The organism is Acinetobacter sp. V115_6, from assembly GCF_031799025.1.
Classification (GTDB): Bacteria; Pseudomonadota; Gammaproteobacteria; order Pseudomonadales; family Moraxellaceae; genus Acinetobacter; species Acinetobacter pittii.
Window position 1 is genome coordinate 2,048,810 of the sequence record NZ_JAVQNO010000021.1, and the last position, 22,764, is coordinate 2,071,573.

Sequence of the window (22,764 nt, forward strand, 5' to 3'; positions counted from 1 at the left end):
GAAAGCATAATATTCATTTTTCAAAAGCAAAACAAGTGATTTGCCATCGAAAAAAATACAAATGAGCAGACTTTAAGCAAACTCTTTTTCGTTTTCCAAAAAAGAAAAACGGTACATGGTTTAACCACATACCGTTTCTTTAGCTGACTATTAATCTCAACTTAACAAGGACATTTCTTTAAATTACCACCTGCCGATGGATATCTCGAATCAACACAATGACGATAGAAAGTCGTCGCATCCATTGGAGTTAAATCAGGATGATGCGCTTTCATGTGCTCCAGATAAGTTTGATAGTCTGGAACCCCAACCATGAGTCGGAAGCTTTGCTGCAAACGCTGCCACAAGGTTGCAATGCGCGACCAGTTCTTTGGAGAAAGTAATAGCTCTTTTTGCGAGAGCACTGTCATTTTGATGATTTTCGCAATAATGACAGTTCCATTTTTTGCAAATTTAAAATTCATCATTACTCTCCTCGTGGGGTGACCACTTTCGGTTCAGCATATACAGCTGGTGCTTCATGAGCAGTTGGTGTCGGGCTTGCTAACGCACGGCGCACAATACCAATTGCAGCAATCACCATTACAATCGCAACGATCATGAAGAAGCCACAAAGTGCAGCGTTGATTTGATTTGACATCACAATCGTCTGCATTTCTTCAAGTGTTTTTGCTGGTTTAAGAATTTCACCACGCGCAATCGCATCTGAAAATCTATTCGCTTGTGCTAAGAAACCAATCTTTGGATTTTCGTGGAAAATCTTTTGCCAGCCCGCAGTCATACAGGTAATGAACAAGAAAATTGTTGGGAAAATTGTTACCCATACATATTTTTCTTTTTTCATTTTAAACAGAATAACTGTACCCAAAATGAGTGCCATTGAAGCCAACATCTGGTTACCCACACCAAATAAAGGCCATAAAGAGTTAACACCACCGAGTGGATCAATCACACCTTGATAGACGAAGAAGCCCCATCCACCTACCGCAACAGCAGTACCTAGCAAATTACCAAAGAATGAGCTTGAAGATTTAACCGCAGGAATAACAATACCCACAGTGTCTTGCACCATGAAACGACAAGCACGAGTACCCGCATCTACAGCAGTTAAAATGAATAATGCTTCGAATAAAATCGCAAAGTGGTACCAGAACGCCATCATTGAACGGCTGTTAAAAATTTCCGAAATGATATGTGCCATACCAATCGCAAAGGTAGGCGCACCACCTGTACGTGAAAGAATTGAGCTTTCACCCACTTCCTGAGCCAATACAGTTAGCATTTCAGGCGTAACAACAAAGCCTAAATTACGCACGGCTTCTGCCGCAGATTCTACAGTTGTACCGAGTACAGCAGCAGGCGCATTAATTGCAAAGTACACACCCGGGTCTAAGACAGTTGCACAGATCATCGCCATAATACCGACGAAAGACTCCATGAGCATGCCGCCATAACCAATCACACGAATGTCAGCTTCGTTATCAACGAGTTTTGGTGTTGTACCACTTGATACAAGCGCATGGAAACCAGAAATGGCACCACAGGCAATAGTAATAAATAGGAATGGAAATAAACTACCTGAGAATACAGGACCAGTACCGTCAATAAAATGAGTCACTGCCGGCATTTTCAATTCAGGTAATGCAATCACAATACCAACGGCCAAGCCAAGAATGACACCAATTTTAAGAAATGTTGATAGATAATCACGTGGTGCTAACAATAACCAGACTGGTAAAACTGATGCGATAAATCCATAAATGATTAAGCACCATGTGAGCTGTGTTCCTGTTAAAGTGAAAAATTCACCCCAGTATGGATCTGCTGCAACCTGTCCACCATAAACGATGGCAAGCATCATTAAAACGAAGCCGATAATAGAAACTTCGGCAATACGTCCCGGGCGAATAAAACGCATGTAAACGCCCATAAATAATGCAATTGGAATGGTTGCTGCAATACTGAAAACACCCCATGGACTATGGGCAAGTGCTTTCACCACAACTAATGCCAGTACCGCAAGGATAATAATCATTACCCCAAGCGCACCAAGCATGACCACAATACCGGCAAAAGAACCGAGTTCTTGTTTTGCCATTTCACCAAGTGAGCGACCGTCTCGACGTGTTGAAATAAATAAAACTAAAAAGTCTTGTACCGCACCTGCCAAAACCACACCGACCAATAACCAGATCGTTCCTGGTAAAAAGCCCATTTGTGCAGCCAAAATTGGTCCGACTAATGGCCCCGCTCCTGCAATTGCAGCAAAGTGGTGACCGAAAAGCACATATTTATTGGTGGGAACATAATCCAGACCATCGGCTAAACGATGTGCTGGGGTTAAACGTCTTGGGTTTAATTCAAATACTTTAGTTGCAATAAATAGACTATAAAATCGATATGCGATGCTATATACACATGCTGCAGCAAGTACAAGCCAAACCGCATTGACATGTTCACCACGACTGAGTGCCAGCATCCCAAAAGAAATTGCACCTATTATTGCCACTAGGCTCCAGACCAGCTTGGAGGGAAGCGTAGATTTCGCTTGCATTGTGTCCATTCTTAACCTCTCAATAAATAACTACAGCATTTTTATATTGTTATGTACTGTTTCTCTTAATCCCTGTGACTCTACTCCTCCTTTTTCTTTTTTCCTCTTATACTTTCGCATAAAAAAAGGGATGATTTACATCATCCCTTCGATAATAGTGTATTTTTTAACTATTATGCACGCTCTAAATAATCGCCAGTACGAGTATCTACACGAACGCTTTCTTCTTGCTGAACAAATAACGGAACACGAACAACCGCACCTGTTTCAAGCTTAGCTGGTTTACCGCCGCCGCCAGATGTATCACCACGTACGCCCGGATCAGTTTCAACAATTTTCAATACAACGAAGTTCGGTGGGCTTACTGTTAAAGGTACGCCGTTGAACAACATAATTGTACATTTTTCATTTGAATCGTCTTTTAACCATTTAGCAGCATCGCCCATAGCAATTTTGTCTGCCGCGATTTGCTCAAAAGATACAGGATCCATGAAGTTCCACATTTCACCATCGTTGTATAGGTATTCCATTTCAACTTCAACGATGTCAGCTGCTTCTAAAGAGTCACCTGATTTGAAAGTTTTTTCTAATACTTTACCGGTTTTAAGGTTACGTAATTTTACACGGTTGAACGCTTGACCTTTACCTGGTTTTACATATTCGTTTTCCATGATTGAACATGGGTTACCATCAAGCATAACCTTAAGGCCTGCTTTGAAATCATTTGTAGAATAATAGGCCATGAAAGGCACACTCCAAACTTAACAAGTCAACTATGCGATATAATGCGTTGTTGCATTATCTTAATCGTGTCAAATGATAAACTATTTATACCAAGAGCAAAACTGGCAATCTCAACTGAGTGACCTTATTACTGATCCTTCGGAATTGCTAAGCCTACTCGAGTTATCCTCAGAACAGCTATTATCGGGTGCGATTCTGGCTTCTGAAAAGTTTAAATTGCGTGTTCCTCGTGCGTTCGTCGGAAAAATGAACGCTAAAAACCCGCTTGACCCGCTTTTGCTACAAGTATTACCCCATCATCTAGAACTCGAAGAACATCCTGAGTTTGTGACTGACCCATTAGGCGAAGAAGCAGCAAATCAATTACCGGGTGTATTACATAAATATAAGTCACGTTTTTTATTAACCTTGACTGGTGCTTGCGCCGTACATTGTCGTTATTGCTTCCGTCGTCATTTCCCCTATCAAGAAAATTTGCCAAAAAATGAAGATTGGCTAAATATTAAAAACTATATTGAAGCAAACCCGAACATTAACGAGATCATTTTAAGTGGTGGCGATCCACTTACGCTTTCTAACCGTAAATTAGCACTTTGGTTAGAACGCCTATCATCTCTCAAACAAATCCAGATTCTGAGAATTCACTCACGAGTCCCAATTGTTATTCCTAACCGGATCGACGAACAGCTGATTTCTTTATTAAAAAACAGTAGGCTGCGTATAGTTCTGGTGGTACACTCAAACCATGCTTCTGAACTCGATGACTTTACTTGTTCAAAATTGTTGCAGTTATCCGACCATCACATTACTGTACTAAATCAGGCAGTATTGCTGAAAGGTGTCAATGACTCTGCACAGACGTTAATTGATTTAAGTTATCGTTTATTTGAAGCTCGCGTTATGCCTTATTACTTACATGTTTTAGATAAAGTAAAAGGTGCACAACATTTTGATTTAGAATCATCCAAGATAGATGATATCTATCGTGACGTGTTAGCGAACCTACCGGGGTATTTGGTTCCTAAACTCGTCAGGGAAATTGCGGGCGAAAAGAATAAAACACCGCTTTTTGGGGCTACAACTTTTTGAGTTATATAATAAGTGATGATGAATAATGCGCTGTCGGACATTTTTCACAATCAAACCGAACTCACTCGTGAACGGTTAAGCTTTTGTGAAGCCAATATTAAAGATCTTAATGAATGGGTCACTACCCTTTCTATTATGCAACTCGGTGATACGTCAAAAGCATTATTCACAGCTATTTTAGAGCTCAATGAATTAAAATGTAGTGAAACCTTACGATTCGACCTCATACAAACGCTTCATCCGACCATTAACAATGTACTCGCCAGCCTAGAGAAAAACTTCTTTAACCAAGGCGTGATTAGTACAGATCGTAATGAGCACATTATTGAATTAGCGATGTTGCTCCGCTGCTATTTCGCCAGTATTTATTTAAATATTGCGCAAAATAGTCATGAGCAACTACAGCATCAAAAGTTTTCACTCTTTGCCTATAAGCAAAAAAAGAATTTGCAAACGGCACGGATCTTATCGACGTTTCATGCCCTGCAACAATTAACCAATCTCCTCTATCAGCAGCATATGCTTTATAGCGAGCCTCTTAAAGGTCAATGGTTAATAGCGCATCAGCTGTATGAAACCGCAGTTCAATACAAATACCATCTCATCAATATCAATCATATTCAGGGCATATACCACCCTTTAGCGAATATTACACAAGCTTATGCTCAGTTGATTTTGCTCGATATTTTAAATACGAACCAGATTCGTCAGTCAGAAATTCAGGCATTATTTCAATGTAGTTTTGACTGGGCAAGAATGATTCATATTTTGCCGAAAGATACCGCTTTAACGAAATATGTGGTCGATCCAAATAAAGATCATCCACCTGTTTATAATACAAAGCGTAGCTCTAACTTTAACCCTAGCATCTTCATCGGTACGCAAGCTTTACTTGAGCATGTCACTGCAACCATGCATAAAAATGCTCAATATATTTCTAAGAATGAAAAGTTTTATTTAAGCCCTGCTTTAAAGTTTCATGTTCAAACGATTTTAGGAACCACGGCTCAACGTCGCCATGAACGTTATGAATACAATGCAGAGCTTCAAATTTGTTTTGGTTTAAGCACTGCCCATTTCTATCTATCAAAAGCGAAAAACTTTGAAGAAACGCTACAGCTTAACCATAACTATAACTTACAAAGCGAAGCTAAAGTTTTATCCAACTTAGAGAAAAAAGAACAACAAACAAGCTCTTATCAACGCTTGAGTCGTGAAAGTAAAACCATTTATCAAACCACTGTTCTTGATATTAGTGTCAACGGATACCGTATTAAATGGTCTGGCGAAGCACCGAAAAACTTAAGAACCGGCGAATACATTTTAGTTAAAGAAACTTTGCATGGACAATGGCGTGGCGGTGTAATTCGCTGGATTAAACAATCGACCGAAAAATCCCTAGAGTTAGGTTTAGAGATTTTGTCACAAGCCATGTTCCCTTGTTCAGTGCATATTCAAGCTGAGCGTCATACTCGCAATTATCATCCCGCACTACTACTACAAACACAAAATCTAGAAGAAATACAAAATACGCTTATTTTACCGGGCTCTCAAATTTTTAGAGAGCAACAAACAATTCATTTACGATTGGGGACAGAAGAAATCAAAGTGTATCTACTCAAAGCACAACTCATTACGCAAAGTTTTATTCAATTTCATTTCGAACTTTTAAATGAGCAGCAACAAGGTCTGCTTGATCAGTTCATGATGAAAAAGGGTAATAACTCTAGCACTCAAGATTTATGGGAAGCACTAAAGTGAGAAACTCTTTATTATCTAAAAAGTTAAAACGTACTGAAACACGTTTACTCATTATTGATGACAACCAGCTACGTTATAACCAGATTTTAAATTTATTATTGGGGAATGATTATCAAGTTCAGGCATTATTACTTGATGATTTAAAAAGTTTTGAAAAACAGTTAAATACGCCGTGGGATGCTATTATTTTTGGTCGTGCTTATGACCTAAAAATTGAACAAACTCTCTCCCTCATTCAAGCATCTGAGCAGCCAAATTTACCTGTTTTATTATTACAGCCCGACGATTATCAGCCTCAGCAATATCAGGCTTATATTCAAAAAGGTATCTATGATGTAGTTCCATTAGAACCATTAGATTATTTTTATATCACCCTTATTCGGACCTTGTCGTATAGCCACTTATTGCAGACTGAACAACGCCTGACAAATGAGTTAGAAACAATTCACTCCCATACACAAACATTGGTCAACAATAGCCATAAAGCAGTTGCCCTTTTTCAAGAAGGCATGCATGTTAAGGCAAATACAGAATACCTCAATCTTTTTGGATTTAAGCAAGAAGACGAGATTATTGGCCTGCCAATCTTAGATGTTTTACAACCTAATGATTTAAATGTTTTTAAACAAAGATTTAAGAAAATTTCATTAGGCCAATTTGATCAGGCACGTTTTGAAATTCAGAGTCAACATGCAGCAATCGCAGGTAACAATGCTCTAAAACTAGAGTTTATTCCTAGTCAGGAAGAAGATGCCGTACAGTTAACCATTGACTACCAACTGGATTTAAGAACACCTGCAAATACACTTTTTTCCGAAAAAAGTTATGGTGTAAATACACCGTGGCAACAGATTAATCGACAACTATCGACCTACCCTGCTCAAGCCAACGCATTAATTTTATTTAAATTAAATCAATGCCCAGAGCGAGTATTTCAACAAGATTGGCAAACTCCTGCACAATATTTCAATCAGCTGCACAGTTTCTTAAAAGAACACGCGCAAATGCCGATTTTTAATATCGAACTTGGTGCATATGTTGGCGTTTTACAAGCTGAAAACAGCACAGTCCTTAACTCCCAACTGACTAGTCTGCAAAGTTTGCAAAAAGAGCATTTATTAAAGATTAATGAGCTTAATTACTCGATCCAATTTAAGCTGAGCTATGCCCCAATTACTGAACCTTTAAATGAAGATAGCTTTACAAGCTTACTTGCTCAAACAAGTCAGCAAGAGTTACCTAAGGCGCAGGCAGAAATTGAGTTGGCACCAACCATCGATATTATCGCTCCTGAGCCTGTCAAATCTTCTATATCGCTTGATCTAAGCCTTGAGCAAGTCGATGCTCCTTTGCAATCTTCGTTATTGCAGCAATTAAAGCAGCGGCTAGCTCGAAGTGAAATTCATTTAAAATATCAGCAAATCTACGATAAACACGATCAAGAAACCCATAACTATGAGGTGACTAGCGGTTTTATTAGCGATGAACAATGGTATGATATAAATGACTTGGCTGAATTAAGAGAAGACAGTGAACTTTCTATTCAATTAGATCGCTGGATTTTGGTTGAGGCATGTAAGCAACTACATAACTTTATTACTCAGTACCCGAAAGCTAAACTGATTATTAACCTGAATATTGATATCTTGCTCAAAGATAAATCTTTCCCTGAACTCATTTCGAAATTACTCACTATTATTGGTAGTAAGCTTGAAAGCCCACTGGTTTTACAATTTTCAGAACAAGCAATTCAGCCTCATCTTGCAATTGCTCAGCAACACATAGCTCGCCTGCGTCAACACGGCGCAGAAATTTCGATTCGGGATTTCAGCTCTTCTATGTATAGCGAATCAATATTGCAACAACTAGACGTTCAATATTTAAAACTGCAATCGAAGAAAACTGAGCTATTAAACTCAGATGATGGTCTAACACGCTTACAAGAAAAGGTTTTGAACTATTTGACTGTAAAACCTGTAGGGATTTTACTGAGTGATCTAGATGATATGAACTTATTTGCAAACGCTTGGAATGTGGAAACGCGTTTCTTACAAGGTCGCTATTTCCAGAAAAAACTTGATCGATTAACAGACGTACAAGACCAATAATGGTCTTGTACTGAAAAACAAAAAACGGGCATAAAGCCCGTTTTTTGTTTCGTGTTGCAGTATTAACGCTTGATAGAGCGAGACATACCAGCAAAACGTTGTTTGAATTTGTCGATACGACCACCAGTGTCTACATTCTTTTGCTTACCAGTGTAGAATGGGTGGCAAGCTGAACATACGTCAAGGTAGATAGTTTCTTTACCTAAAGCAGAACGAGTTTCGATTACGTTACCGCAAGAACAAGTTGCAACTAATTTTTCATATTTTGGGTGAATATCGGCGCGCATCGTCGATTACTCCTAATTGGAAGAAAGGCTTAAGCTGTCATCGCAATTGATCACTCTCAACTTAAGTTGAGGACAGGCTCAAAATGAGCAGATCAACACCACAACAGACCATTCTTTTGGCCCACCGAAACCTCTAGGGTTAGAGCTAAGCACAACAAGTGGGCAACATTATACGTCAAATAATTTTCTTTTGCGAATTAATCTTGGGATTTAGCCAAGTAATTTGCGATCACCCCACACACCATTAACTGGATTTGGTGAAAAATCATAATAGGTAACACGATCATGCCTAATGGTTGGCCAATAAATAAGATTTGCGCCATCGGAACACCACTCGCCAAGGTCTTTTTGGAGCCACAAAAGAAAACTGTAATTTGATCTGCTCGGTTAAAACCTAAAGCACGCGGTAGGTAAAGTGCTAATAGCATAATAATTGTTAAAAGTACTGAACACGCAATTGTTAGAATGAGTAAAGTTTTCCAACTTACTTGATGCCAAAGCCCTGCAACTACTGCTCCACTAAATGCGCCATACACCACCATCAAAATCGAGCCTTGATCGAATGCTTTAACAATACTCGGAACTTTTGCCATATAAGGGAAAATATAAGGACGTAATAATTGACCTAAAATAAATGGCACTAACAGTAATAATGTAATTTGTATAATTGAAGTCGTCGGGTCAAATCCATGTTGGCTTTGGCCTAAAATAAAAAAGCTCACCAAGACTGGTGTAATAAACATACCAATCAAGTTTGAAAAAGATGCACTGCACACCGCTCCCGCCACGTTCCCTTTTGCCACTGATGTAAATGCAATAGAAGATTGAACTGTAGAGGGTAAAAAGCACATAAATAAAAAACCCCAGTACAGCTGTTGACCTAACAGAGGTAATAAAATTGGCTTAGCCAACAGACCAATCACAGGGAAAATAAAGAAAGTAAATGCGAAGACCAATAAATGCATTTTCCAATGCAAAATACCTTCAATCACAGCCTCACGTGATAGTTTCGCACCATGTAAAAAGAATAAAATTGCAATTGCGACTGTGGTCAGTGTATTGAAATATTGAGCTGCTTGACCACTGACTGGAAAAAATGTTGCTAGTAGTACCATTCCAACTAACAAAACTGTAAATCGATCAAGAGCCAATAACTTCAGCATAGCCATATCCTATGATTATTCTAGATAAATAAAAAACCCAGTTGATAAATTGACCATTTGGTCAAGCGTTCATCATACTGGGCTAAAAAAATAAAGCTAGGCTTTTAAGAACTAATTTTTAAAGCATCATAGTCAATTTTTAGTTATTTTTCGCATTAGCATCTTGTTGAATCAATTCGACTTTATAGCCGTCTGGATCTTCAACAAATGCGATAACGGTAACACCACCTTTCATTGGACCCGCTTCGCGAACAACTTTGCCACCACGTGCTTTAATTTCTTCACACGCTTTGTAGGCATCGTCAACACCAATGGCAATGTGACCATAGGCATTGCCTAAATCATAACTTGATGTATCCCAGTTATGGGTAAGCTCAAGCACGGTATTGGTTTCTTCATCACCATAACCAACAAATGCTAGTGTAAAGCGCCCTTCTTCATAATCACGCTTACGAAGTAACTTCATCCCTAATACTTCGGTATAGAACTTTAAAGATTGTTCTAAATTGCCTACTCGCAACATTGTATGAAGCATTCGCATATATTTATCTCCTAGGAAACTTTCATTTTGATGATTGATTAGCCAACAACTTACCCACCCAAATCACGAGTAATAAAATTGGTAATCCCATCAAAAATGTAGCCGTAAAAAAGCCTGAATAACCGATATGATTCACTATTGTACCTGAGTAACCACCAATCGTTTTTGGTAACAACAGCATTAGCGAGCTAAAAATAGCATATTGCATGGCAGTAAATGACACACTAGTTAAACTAGAAAGAAATGCAATAAAAACTGCCCCAGCTAATCCGGAGGCTAAGTTATCAAATATGATGCCCATTACTAACCAAACTTTGCTATAAGGAACAACTACTTTTCCTTTCAATTCGATATCCATATTTTTATCAATCGGAATCGCTGGAATATCGGATAAATTCATACGATAACGAGGTTGATTCTCTTCTAGCTGCTTTTGATAAGAATGGTTTAAAGTTAAAGTATGTATTTGCTTATTGGCTTCATAATTTGCTTCTACTTGTATTGAATTAAGTTTAGCAAGATCATTTCCAGGAATAATAACATTCCAATCACTACCTTTAATCTTACCTTCTATTTTGTTTTGTGAATTCAATAAAATGCTAACTGATTTTAGCTCACCATTTTTAGGTAGATTCAATAAACTACCATGAAGAATTACATCTTTTTTCAGCTCATCTTTATATAAAAGATTATCTCCACCAATTGCTTGAACATAAATATCTGGTTGGGATTCTGAGTTAAATAATTTTAATGGAAGTTTTATCTTTAAAGGTTCAGCATATCCTACAGGCTGAGAATTAATTGAGACTTCATTCTGAGCTGACGTCAATGTATTACTCGGGAATTTTAGTGACCAATTTCCCACTTCATCAGGGCTTGTAGTATAAGTTTGATCCCCTATATGAACTTGAACATTTTGCATAGTAGCGCCAGATTTAACTAATCCAACAAAAATCAAGTTGGTAGTGCTGGCTAAAATTGCTCCTAACAACATCATTTTCATTACATTATAGCGTTGCGCTAACATTCCTCCGAGAAAACCACCCAATATGACAAAGAAGATTGCAAAAAACTTATTAAACCAAGCAATTTCCTCTTTATCAAAATTCAAGTCTAAATAGAATAAATTAGCCATTACACCAGCAACGACATCTGAAATACGATAAAAACCTATCAGCAATAAAATTGCTAAAGCAACTTTTAATCCATATCGCTTAAAAAAATCTAGTAAAGGTGATAACCATGTTTCTACAACAATTTTCTTATTAATTAGACCAAACTTAATTAACCCAAAAATTACAATAACCGCAATTGATATACTAATTAAAAATTTAATGACTAAAAGTAGAAAGTTTAAAAAAGCATCTTCGATAGAAAACGAATCAAAAATTAAACCAATTTGGTAAAAGCTAATCCCAAAAACGATGGTTGAAATAACAAAAACCGAGAATAACTGAAAATAGTCTTTAGCTTGATAGTGATGTTGAATACGTTTAACTTCAGGTTCATGAATAAATAATGTTGTAATTATTCCTATACCCATGAGGCCTGCCATTAATAAATATGTTGTTCGCCAAGCTTCATATATATAATTACCAACAGCTGTACCCAGTGAAGCTGCAAATAATAACGCACCTAATTGTGTAATGATTGTAGCAGTACGATATCCAGCATTATACGTTGAAGCTAAAACAGTTTGCACATTAGGATCTTCAGTTAATTCAATACGATAAGCATCAACAATAATATCTTGAGTAGCTGAAGAGAAGCCAAGGAAAATAGCAGCTGCTGCCATAATGGTCAGATTTGAAAATGAGCCAAAATCAGAAGTATTCGGTAAGGGATTTGTAAATGCCATTAAACAAATTGCACAGATAACCAAAATTTGTGCAACTAATAGCCAACTACGTCTTAACCCCATTTTTCTTGTTAAATAAGGAAGTGGTAATTTATCTATCAAAGGTGCCCAAATAAACTTGAACGAATAAGCCAAAGCTGCCCAAGAGAACATGGTGATAGTACTTCTGTTAATTCCAGCTTCAGTCAACCAAAATGATAAAGTTGAAAAAATTAGAAATATGGGAATTCCTGATGAAAAGCCTAAAAACAACATAATAATTGCTCGGCGATCCAAGAAGGCCATAAAAGAACTTTTCCACCCTTTTGATTCAGCACTCATTCGTTTTTTATTTTCCATAAATTATAAATGTGCCTATTCAAACCCTTCTTACAATTCCTTTCAAGATTCTTTATGCAATCAATTTTGTTTTGGCGATAAAAACGGCAAGTTTGCTTGATATTTTATGCTAAACCTGTATACCTTTAAGCTTCAACCTTCGTTTTCTTTTGCTGGATATCAACAGTGACACAAAAACTTGATCAAGTGACCATCTCAACTTTATCACTCGCTAAAACAAACACCACAAACGTCACAATAAATGCATTTCCTTCAGCTTTTGAGCAACCTGATATAAAAATGACTTTGGATAAAACAGCCTTAAAACCCGAACAATTAACACATATTCCAGATTTTGAAAAAATTCCAGCTTCTACAAAACGTATAAAACCGCTTAATAACTTTTTAGGACAAGACCGTGCCAAAGCATCGGTAGAAGCAGGTATTTCTTTACCCTACTCTGGCTATAACATTTTTGCAGTAGGAACAGCAGGCTTGGGTAAACGCACCATGATTAAGCGTTTACTCCAACAACATGCGAAAACAATGCCTACCCCAGATGACTGGGTATATGTCTATAATTTTAAGCAAGCACGCCAACCACTTGCTTTACGCTTCCCTGCTGGACAAGGAACCAAGTTTCAACATGCCCTTCATCAAACTTGGCAAATTATTTTAAAACAGCTTGAACGCCGTTTTAGTGCGGAGACCTATCATAACCGTATTGAGCGTATCCGTGAGGAAACTGGAGATGAACAGCAACAAGCGCTCGTCGAGTTAACCAAAGAAGGTGAAGAGCTCGACTTAAAACTCATCTCCCGCAATGAAAAGCATGGCTTTGTACCTGTACAAGTAAAAGATGATCAGGTGCAAGAACTCACCCAAACAGAAATTGATGCTTTAAATACTAAGCAACGTGCTGAAATTGCAGCGAATGTTCGCTACATGGATAAAAAGCTCGAGCGTCTTGGTTTGCATTTAGGTGATTTAGAAGATGACGCACGTGACAAAGTCTCTGTGTTGAATCGAGACATCGCGACTCAAGTGGTTAAGCCACGCATGGATTTGATTTTAAATAAATATGGTCAAGTCAAAGGCCTTGAAGATTATTTAAAACAATATGCTCAAGATGTAATTGATAATGTTGAACTCATTTTAGAGCAAGAAGAAGATGACTTTGCTCCGGCAATGTTCAATCGTGTGCCTGCACGTTATCAGGCCAATGTAATTGTCTCAAACAAACCAAACAGTGGTGCACCGGTTATTTTTGAAGATTTCCCAACCCACTACAACTTGCTTGGTCATGTTGAACAACTTACTCACAACGGCACAATTACCACAGATTTCACTCTCATTCGTCCAGGTGCTCTACATCAAGCCAATGGTGGCTTTTTAATGCTTGAGGCTGAGCAATTACTCGAACAGCCTTATGCATGGCAAGGTTTAAAGCGCGCCTTGAAATCAGGTCAGCTCAAGCTTTCTTCTCTTGAACATATGCTGACGTTAACAGGCTCTATCTCGATTGAACCTGCTGCTGTTCCGCTTGATATTAAAGTGGTTCTTATGGCAGAGCCTGAGATTTATTATGAAATTTTAGAAGTAGAACCAGAGCTTGGTAGTGTCTTTAAAATTCGTGCAGATTTTACCGATACTCTGCAACGTAATGACGAAAATGAACAAGCCTACATGCAGCTAATTGCTGATTATGTACAAGCGGATAAATTACTTCCGTTTGACCGCAGTGCTTTAGCAGCTTTACTTACCGATTCAAGTCGTCAGGCAGAAGACCAAAGCTCACTGTCGTTACATGCTTCAACTTTGGGCGACCTGATTCGGGAAGCACATCACCATGCATTTAAAGCCAATGAAAAGCTTGTAACTGACCAGCACATTAACTTGGCACTACAACACAGACAGTATCGCTTAGGCTATTTAAGAGAGCTTTACTGGCAAGATCTGTCACGTGGAACTCAGTTAATCGAGACTTCTGGTCATCGTTTAGGTCAAATCAATGCCCTCTCTGTTATTCACTATGCAGATGTTGAGTTTGGTTTACCTTCACGTTTGACTGCATCAGTCTATCAAGGTGGCGGCGATATTCTTGATATTGAACGTAGTGTAGAACTTGGTGGTTCACTGCATGCCAAAGGCGTGTTGCTCATGTCTAGCTTCTTGAAAGCTCACTTTGGTCGTGAACAGATTTTACATTTCTCTGCTGCTCTAGCCTTTGAACAAAGTTATGGACAAGTAGACGGCGACAGTGCAACAGTTGCCGAGCTTTCTGCATTAATTTCAGCAATTAGCCAAATACCAATTGATCAATCTTGGGCAATTACGGGTTCTATGAACCAGTTAGGCCAAGTTCAACCAATTGGTGGTGTAAATGCAAAAATTGAAGGCTTCTATGATGCATGTAAATTACAAGGTTTAACTGGCAAACAAGGTGTCATTATTCCACGTCAAAACATGCAGCATTTGATGTTACGCCAAGATGTAATTGATGCGGTACAAAGTGGTCAATTCCATATTCATGCGATTGATACAATTGATCAAGCGCTTGAGATTTTAATGGCCCGCCCTGTCGGTACACTCGACAAAAAAGGTAAGTACAGTAAACACTCTATTTATGCTGCTGTAATGGAGCAACTCGAATATTGGCAAGCCATTGAAGATGGCGCAGAAATTGAAGAGGAGCCAAAGAAGAAAAAGAAAAATAAGAAAAAAATTAAGAAGCATGAAGAACTTACTGCGGAAGATCTGCCGCAAGAAAGTGTAGAAGAAGTTGCAACCTTAAAACAGAAATAATAAAAAAGGGCCTGTCAGATACAGGCCCTTTTTACTTTTAGAGTGGCAAAATTAGCGAACGATTTGGATCGCTCGTCCTCCTGCTAATTGACTAAAATATTGTTTAAGTGCTTCAACACAGCGCTGAATTTTCATTGGTTGTTGATCATGTTTGGCAACTTCTGCATACAAAGTAAATGTTGGTAATTTCCAATCTGGCATGAGTTCAATCAAAGAACCATTTTTTAACTCTTTTTGAGCATCTAAATATAGAATTCGTGCAATACCATGCCCTTGCTGACATAACGCCTTTGCGACTTGTAAATTATTGCTCTGCAAACGGCTCTGCATTTCAACATTAAGTGTTTCACCTGTTTTTACATGGTGAAAATGGAAAAGATGTGCGTCATTCATGACATTGATCGACAATAACTCATGATCTCTTAAATCATTAGGATGCACAATTGGACTAGACTGATTTAGATAACTTGGAGAAGCTACTAAAATTTGATCTACAAAAGCCATTGGAATGACAGAGCTACTCTCTTCTACTGGAGTAGAGCTCATACGTACTGCAATATCTATTCGCTCTTCAATCAAATCGATATAACGATGTCCAACCTCAAAATGCACAGATAAACCGCGATGAGCTGACATCCAGTGAGATAATGCAGGAATAATGTGCTGAACTGCTAAATCAGGAGTTGTTGCTATACGCAAATCCCCAATTAAGTCATCCCTCAACTCATTAATTCTGATTTTCCCCCTTTCAGCAGCCGCCAACATTTCTTGACAGCTTGAAAAAAAAGCCTGTCCGGCTTCTGTCAAACTGAGTTTACGCGTGGAGCGATGTAATAGAATTACATCCATTTCATGCTCAAGGGATCGAATCTGCTGGCTCACCGCACTTGTTGTAATTCCTAATTCACGTGCCGCACCACTAAATGAACTTTTTTCAACCACACAAGCAAAAACACCCATCGCACGAAGCTGATCTAACATAGGTTTCCTCAAATCTAATTCTAAATTTATAAAAAAATGCTTATTGTTGTAATGAAAGCAACCAATTATATTATACGAGGAAACCTAAGTTTTATGCATTAGCTATTTTGGTAAAAGATTTACAGGATTAATTGGTTTGCCATCCAAACGGATCTGGAACTCAAGCATAACCTGAGATGCTCCTGTAGAGCCCATTTCGGCAATTTTTTGTCCAGCAGTTACATTGTCACCGCTTTTCACCAACATCTTGCTATTGTGGGCATAGGCACTGATATAACCGTCAATATGCTTAATTAAAACCAAATTGCCGTATTCTTTTAAGCCATCTGCCGCGTAAACAACTTGACCATCTGCTGCAGCATAAATAGGGTCACCCTGATTTCCACCATAACGGATTCCTTTGACATTATTTGCCAAATTAAACCCTTGAATCACTGGCCCATTGTTCGGTTTTATCCAACGTAGGCTAGAATTCGGTGCAACTGAAGTCACTGTCGTATTCGTTGACGGTGCGGTCGTTGTAGGCTGAGTTACTGGGGTAACAGGTTGTGTGGTTGGTAGAGCAATGGTTTGACGTTTGATTTGCTCAGGTTGAGTCATGACTTGCGTAGATACAGTTCTTGGTGAAGAACCTTTCTTCAAACGCAAAGACTGATTAACATAAATACGATATGGCGGAGCAATATCATTCATTTCGGCAATACTAATATAGTCGAGGCCATAACGCATTGCGATACCACTTAAAGTATCACCTGAACGAACTGTGTAATAGTTAGGAGCCATTGCATAGCGAGAACTATTATTAATTTGTGGTTTAGAAGCACACCCTGCCATAGCAACGGTAAAACCTACAGCCACAGACAACAACATAATTTTCATTATTTTGTCTTTTTGGATATGCACTCTGCTTTGTTGCCCAATTAAATGCATTGATCTCCCTCACTAAATGCTACAAATCATTTCGGCTAAGAGTACCAAAAAAGTAAGAGGAAACACGTTCCTCTTTTTCTTTATTCACAAAGTTATAACATTCGAGGCAAATTATTGACTCAAACTGAGCTGCAAATCTTCTAAAACAGCATAATTTGTTGCATCCATTTGAATAGGTGTAACACTTACATAACCGTTTGCAACGGCAAAGAAATCAGATTGAATCTGGCTAGAAACACGTTGCGGATCTGTAACCGCCTCACCGGCTAAGCCAATCCAATAAACTTGACGACCTCGAGGATCGACATGACTAGTAATAGGCTTAGATTGAGCACGGCGACCTTGATATGTAATCTGTGCTCCTTTTAACTGCGGCACATCAGGAATATTGATATTAAAGATATGTCGTGGAGGCAAAGATGGTAATCCGCTTGCAATAAAATCATGTACCCACTGAGCAGCCTGAGCATAATCTTCTTTATTGTTATAAGCGCGCACATCAGGGCCAGCTAAAGATACGGCAATTGCAGGCTGTTTCATTAAGCGGCCTTCAAAAGCGGCCCCTACCGTTCCCGAATATAAAACGTCATCTCCCAAGTTTGCACCACTATTGATTCCACTCACGACCAAGTCAAACTCAAAATCAAACAAACCGTTCATGGATAAATAAACACAATCTGCTGGTGTACCATTCACCGCCCAGACATCTTCGGCAATTTGAATGGGGCGTAATGGTCGATCCAATGTTAATGCACTTGAAAAACCACTTCTTTCACTTTCTGGTGCAACCACAACCACACGTCCAAGTGGTCTTAATGCTTCAGCTAAAGCTTGTATACCTGGCGCAAAAACACCGTCATCATTCGCTATCAAAATATTCACTAAAATCTTTCTCTACAAATAAACCTAATGGTTTTCACAATTGAATTATTTGTTGAATTATATATATTTATGCCTCCATAGCATTATAAAATTGTGAAAAAATGAAAACTTTCGCTCCTTTTTTTCAGGTATTGGGGATCAGTATCACATTGTGTACGCAAGCGGTTTTTGCAGATGAGGACATCTCAACACAAGAGGCTGATAGCTTAATTAAAGATGACATTGCCGCAACACAAGTTTTGCAGGAAATCTGCCCAGCTTTTGTCGGAACAAATAAAAAACTTGAGTCAAACGCTCAAAAAATTATTGCGGTGTATTTAAGTGGTTATTCAAATAAATCAATGACCTTAGCGACGCTACAAAACGATGCTGAATTTAAAACTTTATTAAATGAAGCACGTCTTGCGGCAAAACAAATGGATCATCATGAGCAACATGAGCTCTGTGAAGAGATCGTTAATTATAAAGAATAGATCTTACTCTTTTGTGATATAGAGACTTATTCATTTGGGGTTTTCTGTTTGCCATTAAGCAGAAAACCAACATAACAATACATTTTTTCCATTTTTTTAAAATCTAAATTGGTTAAGCTAACGCTATATTTAAAAATTTTATTTTGAGTTATCGATGTTTATGAAGAAAAGCTTAGTTCAATCGCTCTCTTTGGTTTTACTTATGAGCATGGCAACAGTTGGTTTCGCTGCTGATAAGAAGAAAACGACTGAAAAGAAAACCGAAAATGAAAACGTTGTTGAAGTCACTCCGCAACAAGGCACGACTCCTGAAGAATTAGCTGCAATTCAAGTGCTTTCTGAAATTTGTCCAAGTTTGATTGGTAAAAAAGACGCTGATTTTGCTCAAGGCTATGAACGCTTAGTGAAAGACTACCTACCAAATGAAACCGATGCTGTTTCTGCATTAGAAAAACGTAGTAAAGATAAAGCTTTCAAGAAATACTTAAAAGAAGCACGTAGCGATGCGAAAGCTGCCGGTGATGAACAAAACACATTAGTTTGCCAAGACGTGAAAGCATATCAATCGCAAAACTAAATTAGTAAAAAACTCTTGAGTTACAATACTGTTTGAAAAAGCCGACTTCTCCCGTAGAAGTCGGCTTTGCTTTATCCTAAAATGCTAGGCTCTTCTGCTTCATACAAGATATTGGAATTACCTAGAATGACTCGAAAAAGCGCTATTGCTGCACTACTCCTCTTACCAAGTTTTTCTTATGCAGCAACTGTCTTATCAGCTCCGCCAGAATTAAATAATAAGTCTTATGTATTAATGGATTATGAGACAGGACAGATTCTCGCTTCTAAAAATGAAAACGAAAAGCTTGCACCTGCGTCTATGACAAAAATGATGACCAGTTACATCATTGAACAAAAATTATTAAAAGGTGAACTGACTGAAAATGAGCAGGTTCGTATGAACGAGTCTGCATGGTGTAAAGGAAGTAGCTCTGAATCATGTATGTATGTTCCTTTAAACGGTACAGCGACAGTTCTAGAAATGCTCCGCGGTATTATTATCCAGTCAGGTAATGATGCATCAAAAGCGATGGCTGAACATATTGCCGGAAATGAAGGCACGTTTGCTCATATGATGAATCAGGAAGCAAAACGTATCGGCATGGTAAACACCCAGTTTATTAACTCGACTGGTATGCCAGCTGAAGGCCACTATTCAACTGCAAAAGATATGGCTGTGTTAGCACAACATATTATTAAAGACAGCTCAAAATACTACCCAATTTACTCTGAAAAAGAGTTTACTTTTAATGGTATTAAACAAGGTAACCGTAATGCCTTGCTTTACACCGACCCAAGTGTAGATGGTTTAAAAACAGGTCATACAGATGAAGCTGGTTACTGCTTAACTACTTCAAGTAAACGCGGTCCAATGCGTTTAATTTCAGTGATTTTTGGTACTCCAAGCATGTCTGAACGTGCAGACCAAACGCGTACATTACTGGCTTGGGGCTTTGCAAACTTTGAAACTGCAAATGTTCAACCAGCCAATCAGGTTCTTGCAAAAGCAAAAGTTTGGTTTGGTAAAGAAGATGAAGTTCAAGTTGGTTTAGCTGAAAACTTTAGTGTGACTATGCCTAAAGGTAAAGCTGATGGCATTAAAACTCAGTTAGTGGTTCAACCTAACTTAAATGCACCACTTCAAAAAGGTCAAGTTGTCGGTAAGCTTGTTGCTAGCCTAGATGGCAAAGTAATTGCTGAAAAGCCGTTAGTTGCATTAAAGCCAGTTGAAGAAGCAGGTTTCTTTGCTCGTTTAATCGATCATATCAAACAATTCTTCAGCAACTTATTCTAATTTTTGAATAGTTGAATTAAGCACTCATGCTATTTAGCCTGAGTGCTTTTTTATTTTATAATTCGACTAAATTTTATTTTGATACTTCTTATGGCAAAGAACATTCGTCCTTATCTTGAACACCACCCTCAAGTAGATACAACCTGTTATATCGATGAAATGGCTGTTGTGGTTGGTGACGTTAGCTTAGCTGAAAATGTTTCTGTCTGGCCTTTTGCAGTCATCCGTGGTGACGTAAATAGTATTCAAATTGGCAAAAACAGTAACGTACAAGACCATTGTATGTTGCATGTAAGCCATAAAAATGATGCCAAACCGAATGGCTCACCTCTGATTATTGGTGAAGATGTAACGGTTGGACACCATGTGACTTTGCATGGCTGTACCATTGGCAACCGTGTTTTAGTCGGAATCAACACCGTTATTCTAGATGACGTAATTATTGAAGATGATGTGATGATTGGTGCAGGAAGTTTAGTTCCACCTCGCAAAGTCTTAAAAAGCGGTTATCTCTATGTAGGAAGCCCTGTACAACAAGTGCGACCACTCACTGAAAAAGAACTGGCGTTCCTTCCTTATTCAGCAAGACATTATGTAAAAGTGCAAAATAATCATAAAGCTGCACAAGCAAATCAGGATTAATTATCTATCTTGATTATGAGTAATAAAAATTCTGCTTTTTAAACGATATGGTTTTGTCGTATTGCTCATATCGTTTAGCAGATCACCGTAGCCAAAAACCCCTAAATTTCGTATTATACGTCTTTTAAATCATGGTGCTTTTTTATGGCCGCGTGGACTCCTCATGTCACTGTTGCTACAGTCGTAGAAAAAGACGGACGCTATCTGTTTGTAGAAGAACATAGCGAAGGTTTTGTACACACAGTATTTAACCAACCTGCTGGTCATGTGGAATGTGGTGAGTCATTAACAGAAGCTGCCATTCGAGAAACACTTGAAGAAACAGGCCATCATGTTGAAATTGATGCCTTGCTTGGTATTTATACTTATACCCCACCAATGTTTCCCGATCGCACCTATTACCGTTTCTGTTTTCTAGCGCATGTAACTCAGGTTGAAAGTGATCCTCAACTCGACACAGGTATTATCGCTGCTGTGTGGATGACACCTGATGAACTCAAAGAATCTGCCCGTGCTCGCAGTCCTCTTGTGCTAAAAGCAGTTGAAGATGCTATGAAAGGCCACCATTATCCTTTATCGCTTATTTATGAGCACCCCTTCTCTCCCTCATTAACTTCTCATTTGGATGCCTAGTCCTATGCAACAACGTGTCATCGTCGGTATGTCTGGTGGTGTAGACTCTTCTGTTTCTGCAGCACTTTTACTTCAACAGGGTTATCAAGTTGAAGGTCTTTTCATGAAGAACTGGGAGGAAGACGACGGCACGGAATACTGTACGGCAATGGAAGACTTAGCTGATGCCCAAGCAGTAGCTGATAAAATCGGTATTAAGCTGCATACAGCAAACTTTGCTATGGAATATTGGGATCGAGTGTTTGAACTTTTCCTAGCTGAATATGCTGCTGGTCGTACGCCAAATCCAGATATTTTATGTAATAAAGAAATTAAATTCCGCGCATTTTTAGATCATGCAATGACTTTAGGTGCAGACTTTATTGCGACTGGTCATTATGCACGCCGTGGTGAAACCGCATATAACTCTAAAGGCGAAGCATACGCACCATTATTACGTGGTGTAGATAACAATAAAGACCAAACCTATTTCTTACATGCCGTTCATGGTAGAGAAATTAATAAAACCTTATTCCCAGTAGGTGAAATCGAAAAACCTGAAGTTCGCAGAATTGCTGAAGAACTTGATCTTGCTACAGCCAAGAAAAAGGACTCAACAGGAATCTGTTTTATTGGGGAACGTCGTTTTAATGACTTCCTTAAACAATATTTACCCGCTCAGCCTGGGAAAATTGTACTTGATACAGGTAAAGAAGTTGGTGAACATCACGGTCTGATGTACTATACGCTCGGTCAACGTGGCGGAATTGGTCTAGGTGGTTTGAAAGGTGCAGCTGAAGGTGCATGGTTCGTACTACATAAAGATCTGGCCAATAATCGCCTCGTTGTTGGTCAGGGACATGAACACCCACTCATGCAAAGTACTCAACTGTGGAGTGAGTCAATTGACTGGGTAGCTGGTGAACAGAATATTCCAGTTGAAGGATTACGCTGTACAGCTAAAACGCGTTATCGCCAACCTGATCAGCCATGTACAATTTTTATTGATGAAAACACTGAACACGGTGTTCGCGTTGAGTTCGATGAACCTCAGCGTGCTGTTACACCGGGTCAAAGCGTTGTATTTTATTCAGATGAAGTTTGCTTAGGCGGGGGTGTCATTCACCATACAAATGCCCCTACACCAAATTTTATTTAAGGGAA

The 22,764-nt window shown here is 38.6% G+C and carries 20 protein-coding genes; 10 read left to right on the forward strand and 10 right to left on the reverse strand.

Features of this window, described 5'->3' with window-relative positions:
* Positions 1–161 precede the first annotated feature (161 nt).
* The 3 genes from RMA94_RS18345 to efp all read right to left on the reverse strand — a co-directional run bounded on the left by RMA94_RS18345 (position 162) and on the right by efp (position 3,297).
* The gene (locus tag RMA94_RS18345; RefSeq protein WP_000980869.1) at positions 162–467 is read right to left on the reverse strand and encodes a YbdD/YjiX family protein; all 306 of its coding nucleotides are present in this window, start codon (positions 465–467) and stop codon (positions 162–164) included.
* Entirely contained in the window at positions 467–2,563 is a 2,097-nt protein-coding gene (locus RMA94_RS18350) for a carbon starvation CstA family protein (protein ID WP_311083965.1), read from the reverse strand. Before RMA94_RS18350 ends, RMA94_RS18345 begins: the two co-directional genes overlap by 1 nt.
* Positions 2,564–2,727: 164 nt before the next feature.
* The gene (gene efp / locus RMA94_RS18355; RefSeq protein ID WP_002118666.1) at positions 2,728–3,297 is read right to left on the reverse strand and encodes an elongation factor P; all 570 of its coding nucleotides are present in this window, start codon (positions 3,295–3,297) and stop codon (positions 2,728–2,730) included.
* Positions 3,298–3,370: 73 nt separating this feature from the next.
* Between efp and epmB the strand changes: the two genes are divergently transcribed.
* From epmB to RMA94_RS18370, 3 genes are read left to right on the forward strand one after another with little or no spacing between them, the layout of a single operon-like run.
* On the forward strand, positions 3,371–4,387 hold the full coding sequence (epmB, locus tag RMA94_RS18360) for an EF-P beta-lysylation protein EpmB (protein WP_005067999.1): 1,017 nt from the start codon (positions 3,371–3,373) through the stop codon (positions 4,385–4,387).
* 15 nt (positions 4,388–4,402) lie between these two features.
* The gene (locus tag RMA94_RS18365; protein WP_119684732.1) at positions 4,403–6,148 is read left to right on the forward strand and encodes a GTPase; all 1,746 of its coding nucleotides are present in this window, start codon (positions 4,403–4,405) and stop codon (positions 6,146–6,148) included.
* Positions 6,145–8,256: an EAL domain-containing protein gene (locus tag RMA94_RS18370; protein WP_311083966.1), complete on the forward strand. Its 2,112-nt coding sequence runs from the start codon at positions 6,145–6,147 to the stop codon at positions 8,254–8,256. Before RMA94_RS18365 ends, RMA94_RS18370 begins: the two co-directional genes overlap by 4 nt.
* A gap of 62 nt (positions 8,257–8,318) precedes the next feature.
* Here RMA94_RS18370 and rpmE read toward each other — a convergent pair whose 3' ends face one another.
* The 4 genes from rpmE to RMA94_RS18390 all read right to left on the reverse strand — a co-directional run bounded on the left by rpmE (position 8,319) and on the right by RMA94_RS18390 (position 12,444).
* Positions 8,319–8,543, reverse strand: a complete 225-nt coding sequence (gene rpmE / locus RMA94_RS18375) for a 50S ribosomal protein L31 (protein WP_001200845.1) — start codon at positions 8,541–8,543, stop codon at positions 8,319–8,321.
* A gap of 197 nt (positions 8,544–8,740) precedes the next feature.
* Positions 8,741–9,712 (reverse strand): bile acid:sodium symporter family protein, encoded by a 972-nt coding sequence (locus tag RMA94_RS18380; protein WP_014207306.1) that lies wholly within the window; start codon positions 9,710–9,712, stop codon positions 8,741–8,743.
* A gap of 133 nt (positions 9,713–9,845) precedes the next feature.
* The gene (gene gloA, locus RMA94_RS18385; RefSeq protein ID WP_017402777.1) at positions 9,846–10,247 is read right to left on the reverse strand and encodes a lactoylglutathione lyase; all 402 of its coding nucleotides are present in this window, start codon (positions 10,245–10,247) and stop codon (positions 9,846–9,848) included.
* A gap of 22 nt (positions 10,248–10,269) precedes the next feature.
* Positions 10,270–12,444 (reverse strand): AmpG family muropeptide MFS transporter, encoded by a 2,175-nt coding sequence (locus tag RMA94_RS18390; RefSeq protein ID WP_311083967.1) that lies wholly within the window; start codon positions 12,442–12,444, stop codon positions 10,270–10,272.
* A gap of 165 nt (positions 12,445–12,609) precedes the next feature.
* Here RMA94_RS18390 and RMA94_RS18395 point away from each other — a divergent pair, with 165 nt between their 5' ends.
* Complete coding sequence (locus RMA94_RS18395; protein WP_005067989.1) at positions 12,610–15,228, forward strand: Lon protease family protein; 2,619 nt, start codon at positions 12,610–12,612, stop codon at positions 15,226–15,228.
* 51 nt (positions 15,229–15,279) lie between these two features.
* Here RMA94_RS18395 and RMA94_RS18400 read toward each other — a convergent pair whose 3' ends face one another.
* The 3 genes from RMA94_RS18400 to surE all read right to left on the reverse strand — a co-directional run bounded on the left by RMA94_RS18400 (position 15,280) and on the right by surE (position 18,021).
* Positions 15,280–16,209 carry a LysR family transcriptional regulator gene (locus RMA94_RS18400; RefSeq protein ID WP_311083968.1) on the reverse strand — a complete coding sequence of 310 codons (930 nt, stop codon included), beginning with the start codon at positions 16,207–16,209 and terminating at the stop codon, positions 15,280–15,282.
* Positions 16,210–16,311: 102 nt separating this feature from the next.
* Complete coding sequence (locus RMA94_RS18405; RefSeq protein WP_068563302.1) at positions 16,312–17,139, reverse strand: peptidoglycan DD-metalloendopeptidase family protein; 828 nt, start codon at positions 17,137–17,139, stop codon at positions 16,312–16,314.
* Between the two features lie 111 nt (positions 17,140–17,250).
* A complete protein-coding gene (surE, locus tag RMA94_RS18410) occupies positions 17,251–18,021 on the reverse strand; it encodes a 5'/3'-nucleotidase SurE (RefSeq protein WP_068563301.1) in 771 nt (256 codons plus the stop codon).
* Positions 18,022–18,122: 101 nt separating this feature from the next.
* On the opposite strand from surE, the gene RMA94_RS18415 reads away from it, so the two are divergent.
* From RMA94_RS18415 to mnmA, 6 genes are all read left to right on the forward strand, one after another.
* Positions 18,123–18,494 carry an MCR_0457 family protein gene (locus RMA94_RS18415; protein WP_311083969.1) on the forward strand — a complete coding sequence of 124 codons (372 nt, stop codon included), beginning with the start codon at positions 18,123–18,125 and terminating at the stop codon, positions 18,492–18,494.
* 154 nt (positions 18,495–18,648) lie between these two features.
* Entirely contained in the window at positions 18,649–19,071 is a 423-nt protein-coding gene (locus tag RMA94_RS18420) for an MCR_0457 family protein (RefSeq protein WP_016806044.1), read from the forward strand.
* Between the two features lie 126 nt (positions 19,072–19,197).
* Positions 19,198–20,346: a D-alanyl-D-alanine carboxypeptidase PBP5/6 gene (gene dacC / locus RMA94_RS18425; RefSeq protein ID WP_002118558.1), complete on the forward strand. Its 1,149-nt coding sequence runs from the start codon at positions 19,198–19,200 to the stop codon at positions 20,344–20,346.
* A 90-nt stretch (positions 20,347–20,436) separates the two neighbouring features.
* A complete protein-coding gene (locus tag RMA94_RS18430) occupies positions 20,437–20,988 on the forward strand; it encodes a gamma carbonic anhydrase family protein (RefSeq protein WP_014207309.1) in 552 nt (183 codons plus the stop codon).
* Between the two features lie 144 nt (positions 20,989–21,132).
* Positions 21,133–21,621, forward strand: a complete 489-nt coding sequence (locus tag RMA94_RS18435) for an NUDIX hydrolase (protein WP_032063058.1) — start codon at positions 21,133–21,135, stop codon at positions 21,619–21,621.
* A 4-nt stretch (positions 21,622–21,625) separates the two neighbouring features.
* Entirely contained in the window at positions 21,626–22,759 is a 1,134-nt protein-coding gene (mnmA, locus tag RMA94_RS18440; RefSeq protein WP_238516513.1) for a tRNA 2-thiouridine(34) synthase MnmA, read from the forward strand.
* The last annotated feature ends 5 nt before the right edge of the window (positions 22,760–22,764 follow it).

Bases quoted from the DNA above. Each gene is read 5' to 3' on its own strand.
- rpmE (WP_001200845.1), bottom strand. From the start codon at position 8,543: ATGCGCGCCGATATTCACCCAAAATATGAAAAATTAGTTGCAACTTGT.
- mnmA (WP_238516513.1), top strand. From the start codon at position 21,626: ATGCAACAACGTGTCATCGTCGGTATGTCTGGTGGTGTAGACTCTTCT.
- RMA94_RS18420 (WP_016806044.1), top strand. From the start codon at position 18,649: ATGTTTATGAAGAAAAGCTTAGTTCAATCGCTCTCTTTGGTTTTACTT.
- RMA94_RS18365 (WP_119684732.1), top strand. From the start codon at position 4,403: ATGATGAATAATGCGCTGTCGGACATTTTTCACAATCAAACCGAACTC.
- RMA94_RS18345 (WP_000980869.1), bottom strand. From the start codon at position 467: ATGATGAATTTTAAATTTGCAAAAAATGGAACTGTCATTATTGCGAAA.
- RMA94_RS18405 (WP_068563302.1), bottom strand. From the start codon at position 17,139: ATGCATTTAATTGGGCAACAAAGCAGAGTGCATATCCAAAAAGACAAA.
- RMA94_RS18415 (WP_311083969.1), top strand. From the start codon at position 18,123: ATGAAAACTTTCGCTCCTTTTTTTCAGGTATTGGGGATCAGTATCACA.
- RMA94_RS18390 (WP_311083967.1), bottom strand. From the start codon at position 12,444: ATGGAAAATAAAAAACGAATGAGTGCTGAATCAAAAGGGTGGAAAAGT.
- epmB (WP_005067999.1), top strand. From the start codon at position 3,371: ATGATAAACTATTTATACCAAGAGCAAAACTGGCAATCTCAACTGAGT.
- RMA94_RS18380 (WP_014207306.1), bottom strand. From the start codon at position 9,712: ATGGCTATGCTGAAGTTATTGGCTCTTGATCGATTTACAGTTTTGTTA.
- gloA (WP_017402777.1), bottom strand. From the start codon at position 10,247: ATGCGAATGCTTCATACAATGTTGCGAGTAGGCAATTTAGAACAATCT.
- RMA94_RS18430 (WP_014207309.1), top strand. From the start codon at position 20,437: ATGGCAAAGAACATTCGTCCTTATCTTGAACACCACCCTCAAGTAGAT.
- RMA94_RS18435 (WP_032063058.1), top strand. From the start codon at position 21,133: ATGGCCGCGTGGACTCCTCATGTCACTGTTGCTACAGTCGTAGAAAAA.
- dacC (WP_002118558.1), top strand. From the start codon at position 19,198: ATGACTCGAAAAAGCGCTATTGCTGCACTACTCCTCTTACCAAGTTTT.
- RMA94_RS18350 (WP_311083965.1), bottom strand. From the start codon at position 2,563: ATGGACACAATGCAAGCGAAATCTACGCTTCCCTCCAAGCTGGTCTGG.
- RMA94_RS18400 (WP_311083968.1), bottom strand. From the start codon at position 16,209: ATGTTAGATCAGCTTCGTGCGATGGGTGTTTTTGCTTGTGTGGTTGAA.
- efp (WP_002118666.1), bottom strand. From the start codon at position 3,297: ATGGCCTATTATTCTACAAATGATTTCAAAGCAGGCCTTAAGGTTATG.